This is a genomic window from Nostoc sp. UHCC 0302 (assembly GCF_038096175.1).
Lineage (GTDB): Bacteria > Cyanobacteriota > Cyanobacteriia > Cyanobacteriales > Nostocaceae > UHCC-0302.
The window spans coordinates 3935677-3957752 of the sequence record NZ_CP151099.1; the positions used below are offsets into that span (position 1 = coordinate 3935677).

12 protein-coding genes and 1 tRNA gene are annotated in these 22076 nt (G+C 39.1%); 9 read left to right on the plus strand and 4 right to left on the minus strand.

Features of this window, described 5'->3' with window-relative positions; all coding sequences use genetic code 11:
- The first annotated feature begins 150 nt into the window (after nt 1-150).
- The 3 genes from WKK05_RS17085 to WKK05_RS17095 all read left to right on the plus strand — a co-directional run bounded on the left by WKK05_RS17085 (nt 151) and on the right by WKK05_RS17095 (nt 4437).
- On the plus strand, nt 151-828 hold the full coding sequence (locus WKK05_RS17085; RefSeq protein ID WP_341530780.1) for a response regulator transcription factor: 678 nt from the start codon (nt 151-153) through the stop codon (nt 826-828).
- Nucleotides 829-1203: 375 nt separating this feature from the next.
- Nucleotides 1204-3099: a CHASE2 domain-containing protein gene (locus WKK05_RS17090; protein ID WP_341530781.1), complete on the plus strand. Its 1896-nt coding sequence runs from the start codon at nt 1204-1206 to the stop codon at nt 3097-3099.
- A gap of 480 nt (nt 3100-3579) precedes the next feature.
- A complete protein-coding gene (locus WKK05_RS17095) occupies nt 3580-4437 on the plus strand; it encodes a DUF928 domain-containing protein (protein WP_341530782.1) in 858 nt (285 codons plus the stop codon).
- A 331-nt stretch (nt 4438-4768) separates the two neighbouring features.
- On the opposite strand, the gene WKK05_RS17100 is transcribed toward WKK05_RS17095, so the two are convergent.
- The gene (locus WKK05_RS17100) at nt 4769-6703 is read right to left on the minus strand and encodes a CHAT domain-containing protein (RefSeq protein WP_341530783.1); all 1935 of its coding nucleotides are present in this window, start codon (nt 6701-6703) and stop codon (nt 4769-4771) included.
- A gap of 790 nt (nt 6704-7493) precedes the next feature.
- Here WKK05_RS17100 and WKK05_RS17105 point away from each other — a divergent pair.
- The 4 genes from WKK05_RS17105 (at nt 7494) to WKK05_RS17120 (ending at nt 14965) form a co-directional block, all read left to right on the plus strand.
- Nucleotides 7494-8453 (plus strand): ribonuclease Z, encoded by a 960-nt coding sequence (locus tag WKK05_RS17105; protein ID WP_341530784.1) that lies wholly within the window; start codon nt 7494-7496, stop codon nt 8451-8453.
- A gap of 830 nt (nt 8454-9283) precedes the next feature.
- The gene (locus tag WKK05_RS17110; RefSeq protein WP_341530521.1) at nt 9284-10444 is read left to right on the plus strand and encodes a transposase; all 1161 of its coding nucleotides are present in this window, start codon (nt 9284-9286) and stop codon (nt 10442-10444) included.
- A 729-nt stretch (nt 10445-11173) separates the two neighbouring features.
- A complete protein-coding gene (locus WKK05_RS17115; RefSeq protein WP_341530785.1) occupies nt 11174-13387 on the plus strand; it encodes an exopolysaccharide transport family protein in 2214 nt (737 codons plus the stop codon).
- Nucleotides 13388-13819: 432 nt separating this feature from the next.
- A complete protein-coding gene (locus WKK05_RS17120; protein WP_341530786.1) occupies nt 13820-14965 on the plus strand; it encodes a SpoIID/LytB domain-containing protein in 1146 nt (381 codons plus the stop codon).
- Nucleotides 14966-15080: 115 nt separating this feature from the next.
- Here WKK05_RS17120 and WKK05_RS17125 read toward each other — a convergent pair whose 3' ends face one another.
- A complete protein-coding gene (locus WKK05_RS17125; protein ID WP_341530787.1) occupies nt 15081-16376 on the minus strand; it encodes a hypothetical protein in 1296 nt (431 codons plus the stop codon).
- 195 nt (nt 16377-16571) lie between these two features.
- Between WKK05_RS17125 and WKK05_RS17130 the strand changes: the two genes are divergently transcribed.
- Nucleotides 16572-17051 (plus strand): hypothetical protein, encoded by a 480-nt coding sequence (locus WKK05_RS17130; protein ID WP_341530788.1) that lies wholly within the window; start codon nt 16572-16574, stop codon nt 17049-17051.
- 487 nt (nt 17052-17538) lie between these two features.
- Here the strand turns inward: WKK05_RS17130 and WKK05_RS17135 are convergent, their stop codons facing one another.
- Together WKK05_RS17135 and WKK05_RS17140 are read right to left on the minus strand one after the other, a co-directional pair.
- Nucleotides 17539-19752 carry a polysaccharide biosynthesis tyrosine autokinase gene (locus WKK05_RS17135; RefSeq protein ID WP_341530789.1) on the minus strand — a complete coding sequence of 738 codons (2214 nt, stop codon included), beginning with the start codon at nt 19750-19752 and terminating at the stop codon, nt 17539-17541.
- A gap of 496 nt (nt 19753-20248) precedes the next feature.
- Nucleotides 20249-20320 (minus strand) — tRNA-Gln (locus tag WKK05_RS17140).
- Nucleotides 20321-20675: 355 nt separating this feature from the next.
- On the opposite strand from WKK05_RS17140, the gene WKK05_RS17145 reads away from it, so the two are divergent.
- The gene (locus WKK05_RS17145) at nt 20676-21815 is read left to right on the plus strand and encodes a nucleotidyltransferase family protein (RefSeq protein ID WP_341530790.1); all 1140 of its coding nucleotides are present in this window, start codon (nt 20676-20678) and stop codon (nt 21813-21815) included.
- Nucleotides 21816-22076: the final 261 nt, after the last annotated feature.

Here is a 22076-nt window from a genome sequence, read left to right on the forward strand (position 1 = left end):
ACAATTCTCTGAAAAAATATTTTTAGTTATAAATACAGAATAATATACTAATTAAGGACTAAACAACTTAATATATGAAATTTATACATATAAAAGTAAAGATTTAATATTTACGTACCCAAACGGCAGGGTGTTATTAGGGTGTTAATTATGAAACAAGCTTTAACAGATAAGGAATTGCTGAAGATTTTAGTAATTGATGACCACGAATCAGTTTTGGCTGGAACTGTCAATGTACTGCGAAAACATTACCCTGATGCTGAATTTATCATTGCTGTAAATGCTAAGAATGCTCTCGATCAAGTTACTACCTTACAGCTTGATCTTGTAGTTATGGATCTTTCTATTCCAAATAATTCTGGAATGACAGCTCGGCCTGATACAGGTGTTCAACTTCTCAGAACCCTGATGAAAAACTATCCCAACCTGAATATTGTTGTCCAAAGTGCTAATGTCAGAACACTGGTAAGAATTAGACCTGATATTGACAGTCATAAAGGAGGTTTTACAGTTGCGGATAAAAGTCTTTCTACTCAGGAAATGTTAACCAGAGTTGATTGGGCATTACAAGGATTAACTCATACAAAAGATATCAAAGGAATTCATTCAGGATTAGAAGTTAAACCGGAATGGCTAAGGGTGCTAACTTTAGCATTTGAAGAAGGATTGCAAGATAAGACTATTGCTGAGAGAATGTGTCTATCTGAACGCATGGTGCGTCATTACTGGAGTAAACTACAAGACGCTTTAGATGTTTATCCTGAAGAAGGTAAAAATATCCGAATTCAAACTGAAATGCGAGCTAGAGAAGAAGGACTGATTGATTAATAAAAAATACGTATATTAATATATACATAAGCATAAATCGTCTGTCATCTTAATTAGTAACTGTGCTGCTAAAGATGCGATATTTATTTTTTTATTGATAGTAAAAGTCAATCAGAATTATTAAAGGTAAATATCTCAAAGCCCAGTTTCCTTTGTAGATGCGTTTGAGATGGGAAGATATTAATTTTATTTTTATAGAAATTTCTGGTTAAAAAGCTATCTTTTTTAACCAGAAATTGCTAAAGTCTTGATATTGTGGGATTTATCTCCGATTTTGTCACCTCTTCAGATAAGTGTGACTTTTTTATTCATTCATTAATGATCTGTTAACGATGACTCAGAGCTAATTAACAGCTAAAGAGTAAGTAGACGCTTATGCAGCCTGGACTTTGGATAAAAATCAAAGAGGAAATTGGCATTTGGCGTGTAGGTGTATTTCCAGGCATTGCAGTAATTGGCTTGATAATTATTGCTCGTCTCACAGGTGTAATGCAATCTTTAGAGTGGCTAGCTTTTGATAGCTTTCTACGTCTACGCCCTCAAGAAACTTTAGATGAAAGAATTCTGGTAGTGGGTATTAATGAAGATGATATTCGCACTCGCAAAAATGCTCCGATAGATTCTTCTATATCAGATCGCGACTTAGCACAGCTATTATTAAAATTAGAGACTTACAAACCCAGAGCCATTGGTCTTGATGTTTATAGAGATTTCCCAGTTAACCCTGGACATAATGAACTAGTTGCAGCTTTTCAAAGTCTGAAAAATTTAATTGCCATAGAGAAAGTATTACCCGATGAAGTTGCTCCACCACTAGCATTGCCACCTACACAAGTTGGTTTTGCAGATCAAATTACAGATAGTGATGGCAAATTAAGGCGCAATCTTTTGGCAACACCAACACATAAAGGATACAAGTTATCTTTGTCTTTAAGTTTGGCAGCAATTTATTTAGCTCGTGAAGGTATTAGTTTAGAAAACGGTATTCGCGATCGCGCTGCTATTAGATTTGGTAATACTGAACTACCCAGGTTTTTACCCAACTCTGGGGCATATGTGCGAACAGACGCAGGTGGAGTTCAAGTACTACTGAATTTTCGTAGTGGTCGACAAAGGTTCAGGACTTTATCTTTATATGATTTCAAAGCTGGTAAATTTAATCCAGATTGGATACGCGATCGCATTGTCATCATTGGGATAACTTCCCCCAGCCGTAAAGACTTCATCACTACTTCTGCTATTGAATCTATTAAACCAGCAGCAGGACGAGTATATGGAGTGGAAATTCAAGCACACGCTGTTAGCCAAATTATCAGTGGAGTACTTGATTCTCGACCACTCTTAAAGACTTGGCAAGATGGATGGGAATATATATGGATTTTGGGCTGGGGTTTTTTAGGAATTGCTAGTGCTAGGCTGACGAAATCTCCTCTTAAAAATCTTGTAGTTGTTGGTATTGCTACTCTGGGCTTAGTAGTTTTTAGTTACTTACTCCTAATTTGGGGTTGGTGGGTGCCGTTTATACCTGCATTTCTGGTTTTAACTTTAAATGGTATAGAATTAACGGCTCTATATCAACATGACCAAGCTTTGCGATCGGGAATTAAAGCTAGACAAGCTATTATTGAACGTACATTTGAAACTATTCACAATGGTCCCTTACAAAACCTAGCAAAAGTTTTGAAGCTCGTTCGAGACCAAGATTCACAAACCAATGAATTGCTGCCAGAATTAGAAAAAGAGCTTGAGAAATTAAATCACGAATTACGGGGAATTTATGAATTTTTACAACGAGAACCACTTGCTCAAGATACGAGTCTTTATTTAGGGAAAAGTCTTGTCCTAAATTTGCAAGATCCGCTTCACGAAATTCTTTATCAAGTTTACAGCCATACCTTAGAGCGAGAGTTTCCTTGCTTTGGAACTATCAGAGTTAAAATTCGAACTTTTGAACCTGTAGATGAGCGACGGTTGAATATTGAAGAAAAGCGAAGTCTCTGCCGATTTCTCGAAGAAGCTTTGTGCAATGTTGGCAAACACGCTACAGGAGTAACCCGTCTTGAAGTCACTTGCTCTTCATCTGAAGGCTGGTACACTCTTAGCATTGTAGATGATGGCTTGGGAGTCAGTTCATCTAGAGAAGGGAGGGGAACACAACAGTTTAGAAATTTAGCCCGACAATTCAAAGGGAAATTTCGACGAGTACCCCTTTCGCCAAGAGGTACTCTTTGTGAATTATCTTGGCCTATGCAAAAGTTTTGGTGGAAGTGATAATTTAAATTAATATATTGATACAAAGATAAATTGCAATTGCCCACCTAAATTAGCAATGCTTTTAGCTTTTTTTAACCTTTTGTTAATAATAAAAACTATTAATCTTGCTTAAAGTTAAATAACTAAGTAGGCATAAATAAACGTACTAAAGTGGTTTGAATATTCAAAAAACAGTAGTTACAAGCTAGCTGCACCACATAGCTATCCTAATATCTAATAGCAACAAAATATTATGACTATGTTTATTCATACCCAGTAAGTTGACTACAAAAAAAAGTAGTACAAGTGAATAAGAAATGAAAAATTTTGACTAAGTAAAATTTTTATAGCTATAGAGTAATGTATGATTAAATAACAGAAAAATGCAGAAGATCATAATATCTGCACATCTGTCAATACATTTTTGTTCAATTGTTAAGCATAACTAGAAAACTTTTTTAAGTATTTGATTATGAAAATACTGAAGGAGGAGGAATTATGGTGGAAGCATATTTTTTTAGCGAAAAATTATCTGAAATAATACGAAAAACAGAAACTTCAGCTTGTAGTTTAGCCTACATCTACAAAAGTGAAATGCACCCAATGATGACTTACAAGAAATCTCACCTGCACAAACTTTTGAACACCAAAGTTTTAATAAGTTGTATTTTGACTACAACGTTAGGTATATCTCAGACTGCATTAGCAGGATATCAACCACCACCAGATCAAAAACCCCCTAGTGGGTATTCAGACTCATCAGGCGTGAGGGGAGGGTGCAAAACAACCAGCGGGCGATCGCTAACACTACTTGCTCCAATAACTCATGTTGGACAAACCACTTCACCTCACCCAACTTTTGCTTGGTTTATACCCTATGATCAGCCTGTACCTATACAATTTAGTCTCTACGAATTTGACACTAACCTTAAACCCAAAAAGCTCAATATTTATACACATCAATTCCAAAGTTCACAAGGAATCATGAAACGTTCCTTGCCACAAAAGTCACCGGGTTTAAGCGTAGGTAAAAGATATCTCTGGCAGTTGCAAACTTTATGTAATCCTAATCACCCTTCTCAAAACCCCATTGCTAGGGCAGAAATAGAGGTTATAGAAGTACCCCAAAGTCTTTTACATAGCCTCTCTGCGACTAGAAATCCTGCGCTCAAAGCCAGTCTCTACGCCAAGGCGGGTATCTGGTATGATGCCCTGAGCGAACTTCTACCTTCCACTTCCAAAGGGGAAATAAATCAAGTCTTTAGTAGTATGTTAGCTAGCCTGGCTAAGTTAGAGAAAACAGAGCAAAGTAGTTATTTAAGCAACACGGCTATGAGCGATAGGCTTGGCGCTTGATAATAGCAGCTTTTGCAGCAGCCTTAATAAAATTTGTTCCCTAAGTATTCGGCTATAAAAATACTTTTTTTAAAATTTTTCCTAAATATCGGCTATTAGATTCAGTATTAAAAAATTCAAAATCACTAAAGTTCTGCTCCGAGGCTTTCTCAGACTTTTCATTGTCTCAAACTTTCAGGCATTTTGAGACGATGAAAAGTCTGAGCTTCTACTATTAACTTCGAGATATTTAAACCTTAACAGTAAACAAAGCAGGTATAGACAAGGAAAAGTTATGAATTAGTAATTAATTTAACCATTGAATTCAAGATAATTTTTAATCATTGATTATCTAAAGCCAATTACCCACAAGGATAAAGGCTGCCCAATAGGCGGGATGAGAAGAAACTTTATTACTAGAAATCAGTGCTTGCTGAGCTGTACGCAGAGCCTCTGCTTTACTCACTCCAGAATGACGCCAAGCCTGATAAAATTTAGTAACTAACTCAACGGTTGAGGCATCGTTAATCGACCAAAGAGAAGCTAAGGAAGTCCTTACACCAGCCTGCACCGCAACTCCAGCCAGCCCAAGAGCATTACCATTACTGTCATTACCAATAGCAGTTTCACAAGCAGTTAGTGTCAGTAAATCTATTGTTTTAGCGTCATCACCTAGACTGCGAATGATGCTATCTAGCTCAGTGATAGTAAGCTTGTCGTTATCACCTGTAACCAAGAAAGTATCTTCGGGATCTTTACCAAACTCACCGTGGGTAGCAATATGAATAATTGGATATAGATGTTGGTGGAGTTCGGCTCGTAAGCGATCGCGTGTAAAATTTTGATTTAATAACTGTTTGCTCCCCGGAATTTGTTCCTCAACTTCACGGATTTCAGAGGCTACCTTACTCAAAGCCTGATATCTTCGGCCATTAACTATTGCATCTTTGGTTAACCCAACAACTAGCGCCCGTAAATTTTCGCGCTGTACTGTTTGAAAATTAGTTGAAGTCAGGCTGAGAGTATTAGCAATAGCATACTTCTCAACCAAGAATTTCTCACCATCATGCAGTGCTGCCATTGGCACGCTGCGAAGAATTCCGTCTTGGATGAAAATTAGAGTTTTTATCCCCAATGACTCTAAATCATTGCCGAAAGGACGAACCATCCAGTCGTATAGCTTCTGTGCCTGTTCAGGATTGTAGATAATATTACCGTAATCTTCAAGTCCAATACGAAATTTATTGACTTCTGCTCTCAACGTTTTGCTATCAAGATTAATCAACTTAAACTTTTTATAACCACCAGGAAAAGTAATTATAATTGCAGTCTTTTTTTCTAAAATAATAGTATTTAAAATTGCTGCTCTTTTTTTTACTATTTCTAAGCTTAATTGTTTATTGTTCCCCGCTAATAATTTACAGTTAGCAATACAATACTTTTGCGTTTCTACTATTCGTAGTTGTTCAATGGCTACACTTATAGTATTTAAATAATTATTAACACTTTCTTTTGTAAGTTTAGTAAAATTTTCATTAAGTAAAGTTAATTTTAAATCAATAAACTGACGGTAAACTATTCCAAAAGCATCTCTAACATCAAAATTAAATTTTTGAGTAATGTTCCAATTAGCAATAATAAATTTATATAAAATTTTACAAGCCGTTTCATAATAATTAATAGATTCAATAAATTGATTCTGTGCTTTTAAAATGCGTCCAGTTTGCCAGTACCATAAAAATAAATTATCTTGAAAGTTCGACTCCTTTTCAGCAATATTTTGAGCTTGCTTAGTTAATTTCAAAGCTTGTTGATAATCAAAACGGCATTCGTAAAAGTGTCCAAGATTTCCTATGGCAAATGATAAAGCAGAAAAATCTTTCAAACGTCGAGCAATTGAGACTGCTTGAACAAGTAAATCTAAAGCTTTCGAGTTTTTAAGTGATTCTGGACATTCGACTAAAGACGAAATGGCCCTAGATGGAGGTGATTGAACAAAATTAGCTAAATCTATGGCAGCATAGACTTTAGAAGGAGAATCTGGTAATTTTTCCAGCAGATATAAACCTTGTCCTACTATTTCTGAAGTTATATTTGATACTTTTAAAGCTTTTTTCCTTTGTTTAATTACATTTTCAAAATTCCTATTGGCGTAGCTTGTAATACCTTGATTTAGGTATTGTTCAGCATTAGCTTGCCAAGTTGCTAAGGTAATCTGACTCAGGCATAGACAAAAGGTAAGGCTACACAAGAATAGCCATCGTAACAAATAGTGTCTACTTGGCATAAGAGTTCTTGATCGTGGTTTTTAGTAAAATTAAATTACAAAAAAATACTGAAATATTGTATTTGTATTTAACTTAAAAAACTATCTACTATCTGGGAGATAAATAAAACTTCGATAAAAATTTAACACTATATAAATACAGCAGAATACATTTGTCAGAATTCAGACGTAAAACAGCCTTTACACCTGACTTTTAGACCTACAGCAGAATTTAGAATTCAGGAGTCAGAATGGGCTACGCCCCGCTACGCTAACAGAATGAGAACAGGCTTTATACGTGACTTTAAGGCCTATATTGTGTACTTCATCAACTTGAAATTTGCTATACTTTGCATAGCTACCAAATTGCCTACAAACGATAAAGCGATCGCCAAATACAAAAATTTTAGTTTTCTCATTCCAATTAAATTTAACTAATAAAAACTTTAAATACTAAAGATTACATATTGACAATATAGTTAAAGTTTGTGCGGATAATAATTAGTACTTTTTATTTAAATAGAATAATACTTTCAATTTCACATTAATCAAAGCTATAAAACTCATGTAAAAACTCATATTAAGTTATATTATTTATACTAAGTATAAATAATTGTGGATGCAGTAATTTTTTATCATGGTTTTACACGCCTAAATTCTTTCTTTTAGTAAAAAGCAAACTACACGATTGAGCATTGAAATCAGAACTGTATTCACAGGTGCAGCCTCTTGACAGGAAAATTTTGCTCATCAACCGTGCCACTATAGAGAATAAAGCGTCAACTTGAGCAATAGGAAGACTAAGAACGCTGTGCAGATAACATTCTTAGGGACGAGTTCCGGTGTACCCACGCGATCGCGCAATGTTTCTAGCGTCGCTTTGAGGCTACCTCAAAGGGCAGAGCTGTGGTTATTCGACTGTGGTGAAGGCACCCAGCATCAAATTTTGCGGAGTGACCTGAAAATTAGCCAACTCTCCCGAATTTTTATCACTCATATGCATGGTGACCACATCTTCGGCTTGATGGGACTTCTTGCCAGTTGCGGCTTAGCTGGCAATGTAGAGCGAGTTGATATATACGGCCCATCAGGATTAAATGAATATATTCAAGCAGCCTCACGCTACTCTCATACACACTTTTCCTACCCCATTAAAGTCCACGCTATCCGTCCAGGGGTAATTTATGAAGACGATGAGTTTACCATTAGCTGTGGTCTTTTACATCACCGTATTACAGCTTTTGGCTACCGCGTTGCAGAAAAAGACCGAGCAGGACGCTTTGATGTGGAAAAAGCCAAAGCGTTAGAAATACCTCCCGGTCGCATTTATGGTCAACTTAAACGTGGTGAAACTGTGACCCTTAGCGATGGACGAGTGATTAATGGCACTGAATTGTGCGGCCCAACAGAAATTGGTCGGAAGATTGCTTATTGTACAGATACACTTTACTGTGATGGTGCAGTGGAATTAGCAAAAGATGCAGATGTCTTAATTCATGAGGCAACCTTTGCTCATCAAGATGCAGATATGGCTTTTCAACGCTTGCATTCCACAAGTACAATGGCAGCACAAACAGCTTTAGCTGCTGGAGCGCGTCGGCTGATTATGAGCCATTTTAGTCCCCGGTATGCTCCTGGAAATAGCTTGGAGTTAAAGGATCTACTTCAGGAAGCGCGTGCTATTTTTCCTAAGACCGACATAGCTTATGATTTCATGATTCATGAAGTTCCCAGACGACGGGAAGTGGAGTTAACCAAGGTAGGCGTATAAATTTTGAATTTTCCGAAAAGTCTAAACGCCGACTTTTGGCAAGCCTCCTATGCCCTAGAATTACTAATTCAGTAATTTTGGAAAAACCTCTTTGCTACGAGACTACGGTGTACACTCATCTTGTTCAAAACCTCACCTTCGCTTTTAGCCACACTAAAATCTTTCCCTCTCGTTAGTAAGGCAAGGCTAGGGTGTACACGCAAATGACCCAATACCTCAAATTTTCTTGTGTAGTTGTGTAGGGTGTGTTGTAGGGCAGTGCAACGCACCCTTGTCCTATTCGAGAGGCGAACGGGTGATGCTCCTAACGTTGCTCTAAGCGTACCACTTCCCTGCGGGACTAAGGCTAACGTGGAAGCAAGCTAGCGTCTCCAAAGGAGAAGAGAAAGCTTTAGGCTGTGCTAACAGCAGTTGCCTGCGGAGGAAAACCTTCCCGCAATGCTGTTTCACATCCAGATTTTCGATGCGCTAGTATTTTAGTCCATAACGCACCCTATGAGGTGACAGCTAATGTAGATGAGGTTTTTCGACTTGTGTGTACACCTTAGCCTTACTAAAGAGAGGGATGTCCGACAGGGTAAAATAAGGTTTTTAGATATTTATAGATAATTCGAAAACTTGTGTGTACACGACAGTTTACCAGGGAAGGAGAGTCTTTCAAGGGTAGGGGTTTAAGAAAGAGGCAGTTGAGCCAGTAAAATACAGAACTGAGGTCAAACCGCAAAAATAACTAAGGTAGATGCGGTCAAAAATTTCAGGGTGTTGGAGGGAGAATGCAGGTAGGCAAGAATGAGGAATTAAGAAAATGGACTAGAACAGTGATAGAAAAAATGCCGCATCTATCCAAATCACAAGCAGTGGTACTAGCAATGTGGAGTTTTGGGATAGTCATGACCCAATCAAGCGGACTAACAACAGTTTCGGTGTTTTTAGCAGAGCTATTGGGAAAAAAGGAAAATACAGTACCTCAGCAGTTACGGGAATGGTTAAGAGACGCAGAAGATAAAACCAAAACAAAAGATGGGCGGGCAACACTTGATGTCACATCTTGTTTTAGTCCTTTATTGTCATGGATTCTGAGCCTGTGGCCAGAATCAGAAAAGCGTCTAGCATTGGCAGCAGATGCTTCCACATTGAGTGATAGATTCACCGTGTTGGCGATTAGTGTTGTTTACCGAGGTTGCGGAATCCCGATAGCCTGGAAAATAGTGGAAGCCACCAAACCCGGAAGTTGGAAGCCTCACTGGCAAGAATTATTTGGCTATGTGAGTCAAACAGTTCCCGCAGATTGGTTTGTCATCGTCACCACAGACCGAGGACTGTATGCCGATTGGTTGTACGAACAAATCAAGAGTCAGGGTTGGCATCCATTTATGCGGATTAACCTTCAAGGACTGTTTCAAATTCAGGGTGAGGACTGTTGGCGACCAATAAATAGTCTGGTGCCATTCGTAGGTCAATCATTCCAGGCTCTTGTAACTTGTTTTAAAACCAACTCGATTGAGTGTACCTTGTTAGCTCGTCATGAGCAAGGTTATGCCGACCCTTGGTTAATTGTCACTGATTTGCCTCCAGATGTTGCCGATGCTTGTTGGTATTCGATGCGTTCTTGGATTGAGTGTCTATTTAAAGACGGCAAACGAGGTGGCTTTGCCTGGCATCGCACTAAAATTACCGACCCTAAACGTGCTCAACGACATTGGTTAGCAATTGCCATTGCTACTTTGTGGCAAGTGAGTGTTGGTGGAGAAGTTGATGCTAATTTGCCCCCCAGTTGTTTGGATGAGTTACCACTGACCCATATTGCCCGACGCAATTTTAAAAATAGTTGTCTCCATCGTTGTTTGAGTTGTTTTCGTCGTGGGTTTTTAGTGATTAAGGCTGCTGTTCTCAAACATCTTCCATTACCAATCGGTGGTTTTTTCCCTGAACCTTGGCCCACCCTGACTCCACAACTCCGTGTTTCTCAAATCACCCTCTCTACTGCCTGATTTTTAATTCCCTACCCTTGAAAGGGAAGGAGAGTTGGGTGCTGGTGTGAACTTAAGTAGCAGTTTTTAATGGGGTGAAGTAGGGGTACATAGCTATATACTCATACCTGTTTAGTAGCAACTGGTGTTAGTTTATCGACCTAGCAAGCTTTCTATATTTTTAGATTTGACACTCTAACTCTAACCTAAAACTAACTAGACTCTATCTCAGGGATTTAGTAGCAAAATTCATATTACCTAGCTAATAAGCAGCAATTTAGTTCTACTAGCAAACCAACTTATTCACCGTAATTTTTCGGTCAACTTAATGTATTGAAAAAGTAATAATTGTTTAATTTAGTTATTTTTCAGATGTAATTTATTTTATATTGTAAGTAATATCAATACAACTTTTATTTAGTGCAACGGCTCATGATAACAGACTTTAAAGAATTAAACTCCAATAATAATTAATTTTTCGTCAAGCTTTTCTACTTATATAAATATTCTTTGAAAATTTATTATTCACATACTGATAAGGAAACTATATGCATGAAGTGATCAGCAGGAAAGAACTAATTGGCTTAACATTAGGTTAAGTAGGTATGTCTTTGTTAAAAGAATCATAGTTTATCTTTAAGCTAGGAATAGTAAAAATGCTGTAGCAATCATAAGTATAAAAAAATCATCTAAAAAAAGGTTTCTCAGAATTTTTCAAAAATAGTGTTTCGATATTGGAGGAGTTTAATAGTGGCTAATACTAGTCTGAAGCAAAGGCAACTGGTTACTACTTCTGAACAAGGCGCGATTGATATCAGACAACTACCTACTATTGTGCTTCGCCGCCGCTTTCTCATCTTGGGTGTTTCCAGTGTAGTTATATCACTTGCAAGTTTCCTCGCTGTCATCGCTAAACCAACTTACGAGAGCAATATGCAGATATTGGTAAGTTCCAACTTAGATGAAGGGGTAAAGCCAAATAATATCCAAGCCGATGCAGACGGTGAGGTCACTGATTCTAACTTGCAAGTGCGTGACTATACTGTTCAGCAGAAAATAATGCTGAGTTCTAATCTCATCCAGAAAGCTGTAGGTTTACTGCGTTCGAATTATCCAGGCATTTCTTTAGAAGATATCAAAGGGCAAAAGGAAAAGAATAAAAAAGCACCTTTGAGAGTGAATCAAGTAGAAGGTGGAACAACAACTAATAAGGTTTATAGTCAAGTATTAGAGGTTTCCTTCCAGGATGAAGATCCAGTCAAAGCCCAAAGAGTACTCCAAGCTCTGCAAAAAGTATATCTAGATTACAATACAGAGCAGCAAAAGCAGCGTCTGAAAAAAGGGCTAGCTTACGTAAACACTCGCCTACCTGAAGTAAAAAAACAGGTGAGTGAATCTGAGAACAATTTAGAACAGTTTCGGAAAAAACATAATTTACTCGATCCCGAAGCTCAAAGTAAAATATTGCTCAACTCTGTAGCAGATATTCAAAAACAGCTACAAAGTACTCGTGCTCAGCTACAAGATGCAGAAGCTCGTCACAATAATCTAGAGCAAATAATGGCGGCTTCAGCTCAAAATTCTTCAGTTTCTTCTCGTTTAAGTCAGTCAAGCCGCTACCAAGCACTGTTGAATGAGGTTCAAAAGACTGAACTAGCACTGGCTCAAGAACGATTACGTTATACAGACGATTATCCAACAGTCGAAAAACTTAAGCAGCAACGCCAAAGTCAAATGGCGCTGTTACGGCAAGAAGCGGAGCGATCGCTAAAAGACAAACCTAATACTGCTAACAGTAATGGAGAATCGCTCTTGACACAAGGCCAGATACTAGGGATTGACCCAACACTAGTCAACGAGTTAATTCTGGTGCAGACGACTACCTTGGGTCTAAAGGCGAATGAGAAGAGCTTGATAGACTCAGAACAACAACTCCGCTCAGAGTTAAGCAAATACCCCAACCTCATAGCAGAGTACAACCGTCTACGCCCCAAAGTGGAAAGCAGTCGCAAAACCCTTGAGCAACTGCTCCAAGCGCAACAGTCTTTGGGATTGAAAATTGCTCAGGGAGGATATGATTGGCAAGTTTTAGAAGCCCCAGAGATAGGAACCTATCAAGGAGGGAGCAGATTATTACTTTTACTAGGCGGAGTCATAATTGCCCCGATTTTAGGTATCGCAGCAGCCCTGCTTTGGGAAATGTTCAATCATGCCATCTATTCTGCACAAGATTTACAAAAGCTGACAAATCTACGTGTACTGGGGTCAGTGCCAAAATTACCACAGCGTGGTATCAAGAAAAAGCTTAAAAGCCCGTCTTTAAATGAGCGGCCAAGTTTAGCTCCCTCTAGGGTAGAAATCGGCACTGAGTTGCCTATTCACGAAACCCTGGATATGATCTACCAAAACATTCAAATATTAAAGTATCAATTTCCGTTCAACTCCCTCATGTTAACTTCAGCACTACCAGGGGAAGGAAAAACTACCTTAGCGTTAGGGCTGGGAGCTAGCGCCGCCCATATGCATCGGCGGGTATTAGTAATTGATGCTAACTTGCGAGATCCTAGCCTACACAAACATTTGGAACTCTCCAACGATTGGGGATTATCTTTGTTATTACTGGATGAGACAATTACCCAGATTCAAAATTACATCCAACCCATTCACCCCTCCATCGATATTTTGACCGCTGGGCCCATAGCAGAAGACACGGTAAAGTTGCTCAGTTCTCGGCGGATGAAGGAATTACTTGAGTCGTTTGAGGAAACGTATGACCTAGTGCTAATCGATGCTCCGCCAATTTTAGGCACGGTTGATGCCAGAATAATGGCATCTTTTTGTAGTGGCGTTGTGATTGTGGGGCGCATGGGTCAAGTAACCCCAACTGAACTGACGCAAGTAATAGAGATTTTGAGTCAGTTGAATTTAATTGGAATCATCGCTAATGAAGAGAAAACTATCTAAAATTCTTGGTCTTGTAAACTGAGCAGAATTTATAAAAGGCAGGGCATTGCAAAAAGATATGTCTTGCTAATGGAAAATTCTTTAATTACAACCTGCGTCATTGTTCAAGGGGAAATTTTTCGCTTCACCTTTATACTCCAAAGCTCCCAAAAAACATAATGGGTAAGAAAGAGGTGGGAACCTTCTATGTTGGAAAATCTGTCTCATCTAATTTGTAGACACTATGGTAAGGATAATGTAAAAACTACAGGGCTTGAAGGAAGCAAATCTGGGTGAAGAAACGAATAACTCTATACTGAGTGCATTGCTAGCTCAAGATACTTCATCTAAATTGAGTGAGTTAAGCTGTTATAAATAACGCAAAGGCCGAGCTTCTCTGCCTTCTGCTCCCTGCCCTTTACTTTTTTACATTAATGTGATTAGAAGTTCAGCATGAAATTCCAACTGTTGTTAGGCTCTTTATTTTCCCAGATTCAAGGACGTTATTGGTGGATAAGTATCCTATTGTGGATTGCTTTGGTTGCCCCAGCTCAAGCGTCTGTAATCCTGCGCGTGGCAATTGAAAAGGATGTCAATCAGGTTAGAGTAGGCAGTTCTACAACTGCAACAGTTAAGGATAGCACAGGTCGTAGCCTTGGACAGTTGCCAGCGATGAGTGCTTTTTATGCCCAATCAGTTCCTGGCGGAGTTGCTTTGGATAAGTGGCAATCTGGTTTATTTTGGATTGAACCCACTGGTAAGGGATTTGTTTATATTGGCAATCGTTGGTACCGAGGCAGAACTCTCGTTGTCCCCACACAAAAAGGCTTAACAGCTGTTAATTGGGTAGATGATCAAGAATATCTCTACAGCGTTCTCGGTGGTGAAATGGATGCTAGCTGGCCCCAAGAAGCCTTAAAAGCCCAAGCGATCGCCGCTCGTACTTATGCCCTTTACGAACGGGAAAAACAGCGTAAAAATCCCATTTATGATTTAGGCAATACCCCTGATCGCTGGCAAATTTATAAAGGCGTCATTAGTGAATCTCCAGCTACTTACACCGCAGTAGATTCCACACAAGGACAGGTACTAACTTACCAAAATAAAATTATCCTCTCAGTCTTCCACGCTTGTTCTGGAGGACATACTGAAAACGTAGAAGATGTTTGGGGAAATGTCCTACCTTACCTGCGTGCTGTTCAAGACTATGATCAAAACATCAGCGAATGTAATTGGGTGAAAACCTTCTCACCTGCGGAAATTAGCGCTAAATTTCCTGATCTGGGCAATGTCAAGGATATGGTTGCAGAAACTTACTCGCCTTTCCGCAGTGTTAAAGTCTTGAAAATTGTCGGCGATCGGGGTGCAAAAGTGCTACAAGGCGAAGATGTGCGTACAGCGCTCAGGCTTAAAAGTACTCGTTTTAGCGTTTCTAAAGCAGCAGATGGTAGTTTTGTACTCCAAGGGTTAGGCTTCGGTCATGCTTTAGGCATGAGCCAGTGGGGAGCCTACAATCTAGCTCGGCGAGGAGTGAACCACCTGCAAATTTTAGGGCATTATTACCAAGGCGTGTCCCTGACACCAATTCAGGCGAAGTGATTGGGGACTGGGGATTGGGGATTGGGGACTGGGAAGTGATAATTATTTCTTATTTCCCTCTTGCTCCTCTGCTCATCTGCCCCCTGCCTTCTAGACTCTCCCACTCCCTCATTCCCTACTCCCCACTCCCCCGTTCCAACCGCCGCTGCCATTCTGCGTCAAGCTGTGCAGAACGCTCAACTTCTTGTTCAAGTAGATCGGTTTCGGTGGAGTAGACTAAATCTTCATTGCTGATGACTGTTTCTGCGGCAAACTGTTCAGCGTAGGCTATTTTCTGTTGCAAAGAAGCATCTGCATTTGCCAATAACCTCGCACGGGAAAGGCGATCGCGGTTGCGGTCAGTAATCTTACTATTGCGCCACTGAATCCAGAAATAACGCAATAACGGTATCCCTAAAAATCCTATTCCGTAAGCCAACAGCAGCCAATAAATCCCCTGCACAAAAGCTACCAGTCCACCTAATTGAGCAGCAACGATGCCATCTCTCAACAAACTTCCCAGTACTAAAGCACCAACCAAATTCACTACACCTAACCCAGCACTCAGCATATTTTGTCCTGAAGTTGCAGCACTAAAACGCCAAGGTAATTCCTCTAGGTAAACTGGCACTGATTGATGTTGTTTTTTCGTTGCTCGCACCTGCAATTCTGGAAAATAGTATACGATTTGCCCTTCAGAACTTACCTTTGGTTGCCCATTGAATCGCGTGAGAACGGGCAGCATATAATCTTCGTACTCTTTGCTATATCCCTCACCAATATTGTCTAGATATGGAGCGATTTGTTCTGCTACCACTGCGCCACGGTTATTACGAATCACAGTAGCAATTTCTTGCCAGCGGCGTTCTTCTAAGTTGGCATTAGGATTGCCATCACCAAACAAAAACGAGAATACAGCTTCAAAGAAATTCAGATCACTCTTTTCTCGCCTTTCGCGTCGTCGTTCTGGGTAACGGGTGTCATAATTTGGGCTAAGATACCAGAATAAATCTGGAAAATAAAAGAAGCCACCACCATAATTGCTTCCTCTATTGTCGCTGTCTCGATCTGAGTTGACAGCTGTGATGATGATAAAGATAGTAACAGTAATTAGGGCGATGGAAACAGTTAAGAAGATTCCAAAGGAAATACGAATTAGGTAAAAAAGAACCCTCCAGACCTTTTTCCACCATTCCTGCAACCGCAACTGGAAGTATTTATTACGTAAAATTGTGCGGAAATTTTGCGGAAATAGGTAAACAATATCGCCTGAATCTGCTACCTGCAAATGTCCGCCAGCATCAGACGCCAAAGCTAATAAGCTTTGATTGGCCTGGGCAATATTCAATCCTGCCTGGGTTGCTACATCACCAACTGTGACACGGTAGCCCAGTTGTTCTACAGCTTGCATGATGCTGGGATTGAGAGTCATTGCTCTCCCCTCCTGTTGAAATTTATTCTTCCTTCATCAAGTATAAAGTTTGATTTTCCGCGATGTGTTGAGTCGTATAGTCGGGAAGTAGGAGGAGGAGAAATAAATTCTTCCTTGTCCCACTTGTCCCTCCGTTCCCACCCCTTTCATGTTAAAATTACTTGCCTTGGCTAACCAGCAAATTTCTGCCTAAATATGGTTCAGTACACTCTCGCTCAAAGCCCAGAAATTATTCTTACTGTTTCTGGAAAAGATTCAGCTAAAGCCCGTGATAAAGCAATGGATCAGCTGATGGAACTAATGGATGCAGGTAAGCTTCCTACGGAACTAGAAGAAGGATTTGGCCCTCAACAATTAATTGAGGTTAAAGAAGCAACTATTGATACTGGTAGCGGAGAGGATAGTATTACACAAGCTGTTCAGATTTTAAGCAACCTAGCCACGCTCAAACTGAAAGTTCAGGAATCACGCACTGAAGCATTGGAAATTCGTAAAGCAGTTGATGTTCTGTTCTCTGATAATTCAGTAACTGAAGAGGAAATTACTCGCCTCAAGGAAGGTTTTAAAGTACTTAAAAACTTTGCCCAAGCTAATGTGCGTTACCAGGAAGCACGAGCTAAAGCAGAACAGGCTCGACAGGTTTTAGATCAAGCTCTCAAATCACCTGAAAAGTAACTTTTAAAAAGAATTCAGAGAGAACTATGAGCGGCGGCTTCCGCCGTCAGCTTTTCGCTTTCGCTTTGCAAGCCTCAAAAGTTTGGAGAGCCAAAAAGAGGCAATGCGGTAAAATTGATCCAGTTAGAAGCAGGGGTTCTCTGGCATAGAGGAGGCAGTGTTTTACCCAGAGAAATTGGAGTGGAGGATTTCTTTGCTGCAACGTCGGTGGGTTCACTTTGTTATAACAACTGTGTCCAAAATTGAGAATTTAATTTTGGACGACTAGCAGATAAATAAACGAGTTTAAGCCTCTCACAAAAGTCAGAACCTTCCAAAGCAAGGAGACAACGTTTAATACAAGTTAGCCTAATTCAGGAATTCTGCTAAACGGCTCGATTCTCCATAGAATTCCTCGGTAATTTATTTTGAATTCTGTCTTCTTGAATTGGTAGTGGGTAATTAGTAATTGTGATGTTTTGCTATTACTAATTACCCATTACCCAATTTAACGTCTTCTACTTCTTCTCAAAGAAGAAGATATTGACAGGGAATTAGCATTGCCAACACCTGCATCTTCACGAACCTGTTCCAAGCTTCTGCTCTGTATGGATTGCTGCTGATAATAGTTGTAAGAAGTAGGCAGAGCATCTTTAGACTTGTTCGCTATGATGCCTAAAACAGGAGTGCCAGATATCTGAATTTCTTCCAATGCTTGGTATAGTTCAGTTCGTTTCAGTTTACCTAAACCAGCTACTAGCACCATACCGTTAGTATTAGCAGCTAATAAGTAAGCATCTGCAAAGCCTAGAAGAGGTGGCGTGTCATAAATTACTAAGTCAAAATTGGTATGGAGATTATCCATCAAATCTTGCATTTTTTGAGATGCCAGCAATCTAACTGAGTCAGGCGGAATTGGGCCGGCACTCATTACAAACAGGTTTTCTTCTAAAGGCGATCGCTCAATTACATTATTCCAGTCTAAGTCTTGAGAAATCACATCGGTCAATCCCTGAATGTTCATGATTCCGACTCGATTGTGTAAGCTGGGAGCGCGTAAATTGGCATCTACCAGTAATACTCGTTGTCCCATTGCCGCTGCTGCCTGTGCTAGCTGTACAGCAACTGTAGACTTGCCGTCTCCTTGTCCTGGTGAACTAATGACAAGAGAGCGAATAGGAGCATCTGAACCCAAAAGTAAAATGTTCGTGTAAAGGGAGCGAAAAACTTCAAAAAAGGATGCACGGCCTGCTTGTTGCACTCCTCCAGCTAAATTTTCTTGTGTCGCTGTCCCAAGTTCTTTTCTTAAAGGAACTATTCCTAATAGTGGGAGTCTCGTAGAATCTTTAAGTTCTTTGGGAGTGTAGAAGATATTGCTTAGTTTATCCACTACTAAAGCTGCTACTATACCCAATAACAAACCTACAATACCACCCACCAATAAGTTTCTCTTAGCACCACTTGAGACAGCAGCCGGCTCATTGACTTGAGCTAATTTAGGATCTAGTAACTTCCAAGGTTGTTGCTTTTGAGCTTTTTCAATCTGCAACGATTGTTGTTTTTGTGTAAATTGGTTCAGGGCAGCGGTGACAATTCCTAATTCCCGATCAACATTACTATAATCGCGGCTAATATTTGCTAAATTCCTCACTTCACTATTGAGTTCTCGCATTTTCTCTTCTAGAGATATGTCTCGCGCTGACAAATTTCTAATCTGGCTTTGAAACTCTTTCTTTACCCGTGTCTCTTCTTGAGCAAGTAATGGCAATAAGTACGCTTTCGTTTGTTTTAAAGTCACCATTCTGGGATTTTCATCCGTGAAAACGGCAGCCTGTTGTTGAATTGCAATATCTGCTGACTGTATTTGATCTAATATTTTTTGGTAGCGGGTGTTCTCACTCAGAACAGAATTAGCAGCCCTCTCACCTGGCTCTTGCGCTAACTCCCTTTGTAAATCTTGATACCTAGCTACCATTTGTTCTAGCTGTACACGTGTGTCGATTCGCTGTTGCTGAACAGCAGCAATTTGACTAGCTAACTGTTGACCTCTCTGCACTGGGTCAATTAAGTTATTATCTAATCGTAAATCTCGTAGTTTATTTTGCCAGAATTTAACTCTCTGTTCTATGGGTTGTCTTTGTTTGTTAACAAACTCAATAGCTTGATCTACATCTGCTTGGCGATCTGCGAGACTATAGTTTAAATAAGCATCAGCTAGTAACTTTGAAAAATCGCTAACTTGCTTTTGATCTGCATGGATATATTCGACTGTTAAAACATTTGGTTCCTTAGATTCAATAGTTAAATCATTGAGAACTTCATCGTAAGTTATGTCTGGATACTGAAGCTGAAGCTTTTCAATAATGGGATCTAGTATGATATGACTTTGTAAAACTTTAATTGTGGTTGCAGTTTGTTTGTCTTGCTCAGAAGAGCCCAGCTCGTCTTGAGAATTTATTGTTTGAGGAACATTGGCTATAACCTTATTCTCACCAGTTAAAGGCTTGGTTAAAATCTCGAACGAGCCTTGATATACTGGAGGATCTGTTTCTGCCTTCAATACCGCTGCTGTTGCTACTACAGATGCTATACCAACAATTAACAATATTCGTCGACGCAGAATAGTTAAAATGTGACTCAGATTCAACTCATCTTCATCAACATTTAGTTGAGTTTGGTTAGCTTGCGACAATGGGTGAAGATATCTTTCTGACTTTACCATGGCGTCTGTAAATTAAGTTACTTTATATTGCTTAGATAGGTTAATAGTTAGATTTCATCATGGCATCCTTAGATTGGATTGCTGTAAATTTCACTTGCCTCTTACCGCACCTAGCCTAATAATTTACTTATTTGATTTAACACACAGAGCGATATTTAAGGTGAGTTGAGTATTGGCAAAAACCCATCTAATACACATATCATAGTAGGCTACAGAATTTAAAATCCTGGCTAATCGAGAGTTATGCGTTATAAATACAGTAACATTACGCAGGTTAAATTTGTTAACTTATTTAAATATTCAATAAGGTCTATATGGATAGTTTATACAGTAGTAATGCTACATGAAGCAAGACTTATCAACCTTAGAAGAGCTTAACTAAGAGATTTTGACTTAAATTTTAACTGAAGCTACGCACATTGAAATGCCTTTAACCAACTTCAACTAAGAGTCTTAAGCGATCGCTCTTAAGTTGGATTGGAAATATACTTTTAAACTGGGGCGCTAGGATTCGAACCTAGGGATGGCGGGACCAAAACCCGCTGCCTTACCACTTGGCTACGCCCCAAAGTTGTCACTTTAGATAATATAGCAGTTACTCCTGGGGTAATGTCAAGTACTTTGAGTGGCTGATTTCAGACAATGGATTTTTACAATTTAACTGTTGCTACAGCTATAAACCTTATAGTTCATGGAGTTTACTCACAAAACAACTCCTGTTCTTGATACCTGGGTAGACTAACCAGCTTTATGGACTTTTAGGTCGAACACGACTGGCTTGATAGATCCTCCCAAATAGCAAAAGGTGGTTCTGCTGCTGTCATCTTAACAGTGCGGGCTGATATCATTCATGTTGTGTAAGCTGGGTAGATATTGTTGTGTAATCAAAAACTCAAGAACAAAAATTTAAATCTATAGCTGCGATGAAAATCTTATTTAAGCACGATAACACTGAAAACCAAGAAACTAAAACTCGGCTTGAAATTGAGCTAATTCTTTGTTGTAGCCGTACTCAGGTAGATACATCAACTGTTGAGCGAATTAAAGCCCTAGTTCAACAAGACCTCAATTGGACTTATATTATTCCAACAGCAGTTTTCCACAAAGTAATGCCCCTGCTGTACCAAAACCTCAGTACCATTTGCCCCGAACAAGTTCCAAAACCTGCTTTAGCTCAACTCAAAGATTATTTTCAAACCAATCTTAAACGTAACTTATGGCTGACTGGCGAACTAATTAAACTCCTGAATCTGCTGGAATCTCAGGAAATCTATGTGATTCCAATTAAAGGAGCAATCTTGGCTGTTTCAGCTTACGGCAATATTACACTTCGACAGTTTAACGATATAGATATTTTAGTTCGGCAGCAAGATGCCTTAAGAGCTAGGGATATTCTTGTTTCTCAAGGATATGAGAGTTCATACAACTTTACTCGTAAGCAGGAAGTCAGGCGATTAAAATCTCCATACTGTAAAGATAATAACTATCATCATAGAGATACTGGAGTTAATATAGATTTTCACTGGCAACTTTTACAGAGATATCTATCCTTTCCACTTGAACACGAAGGTCTTTGGAAACGGCAGAAAAGTATATCTTTGGCTGGTAAAAAAACACTCAATCTTTCACCAGAAGATAATCTTTTGTTTCTCTGCATACATGGTTCTAGAGACCGTTGGAATCGATTGCAATTGATTGTTGACATAGCGACATTAATTCGTATTTCAAAAGATATAGATTGGGGGTTAGTTATAGAGCAAGCCAGGATATTGGGTTGTATGAGAAGATTATTACTAGGTACATTTTTAGCCAATAATTTATTAGAAACAGAACTTCCAGAAGAAATTTTGCAAAGGATACAAATTGAACCTGAGATAGAATCGCTTGCTATAGAAGTATGCGAAAGGCTTTTTAGTCAATCTGATGAAATACCCAAGCTTTTTGATAAATCTTTTTTTGATATTAGAATTAGGGAACGTCTAAAAGACAAAGTTCAGTACAGTATTTATCAGTCGATTTTAGTCTTTGCTAGAAGTAATGGGTTATTCCCAGCCTGGATATAAGCTGTGAGATAATTAATTTTATTCTTTTGGCAGAGTGCGGGAGGAATTGTTTAGCAAGTTAAAAGTAAGCAAATTTACGATGCAACAGCTCGTAGTTCATCACTATTTCTTTTTTGACTTGTATTTTTTCATCCGTATGCTATTCGTGCAAGAGGACTATTCTAAAGCGGTACTTCATTTTTTAAATTGAATAGTTAATTTTTCTGTTCTAATCTTTTCTAAAATAGAATGAAACAAAGGTAAAAACTTAAGCAAAGTGTT

Bases quoted from the DNA above. Each gene is read 5' to 3' on its own strand.
- WKK05_RS17085 (WP_341530780.1), top strand. From the start codon at position 151: ATGAAACAAGCTTTAACAGATAAGGAATTGCTGAAGATTTTAGTAATT.
- WKK05_RS17090 (WP_341530781.1), top strand. From the start codon at position 1,204: ATGCAGCCTGGACTTTGGATAAAAATCAAAGAGGAAATTGGCATTTGG.
- WKK05_RS17095 (WP_341530782.1), top strand. From the start codon at position 3,580: ATGGTGGAAGCATATTTTTTTAGCGAAAAATTATCTGAAATAATACGA.
- WKK05_RS17100 (WP_341530783.1), bottom strand. From the start codon at position 6,703: ATGCCAAGTAGACACTATTTGTTACGATGGCTATTCTTGTGTAGCCTT.
- WKK05_RS17110 (WP_341530521.1), top strand. From the start codon at position 9,284: ATGCCGCATCTATCCAAATCACAAGCAGTGGTACTAGCAATGTGGAGT.
- WKK05_RS17120 (WP_341530786.1), top strand. From the start codon at position 13,820: ATGAAATTCCAACTGTTGTTAGGCTCTTTATTTTCCCAGATTCAAGGA.
- WKK05_RS17125 (WP_341530787.1), bottom strand. From the start codon at position 16,376: ATGACTCTCAATCCCAGCATCATGCAAGCTGTAGAACAACTGGGCTAC.
- WKK05_RS17130 (WP_341530788.1), top strand. From the start codon at position 16,572: ATGGTTCAGTACACTCTCGCTCAAAGCCCAGAAATTATTCTTACTGTT.
- WKK05_RS17135 (WP_341530789.1), bottom strand. From the start codon at position 19,752: ATGGTAAAGTCAGAAAGATATCTTCACCCATTGTCGCAAGCTAACCAA.
- WKK05_RS17145 (WP_341530790.1), top strand. From the start codon at position 20,676: ATGAAAATCTTATTTAAGCACGATAACACTGAAAACCAAGAAACTAAA.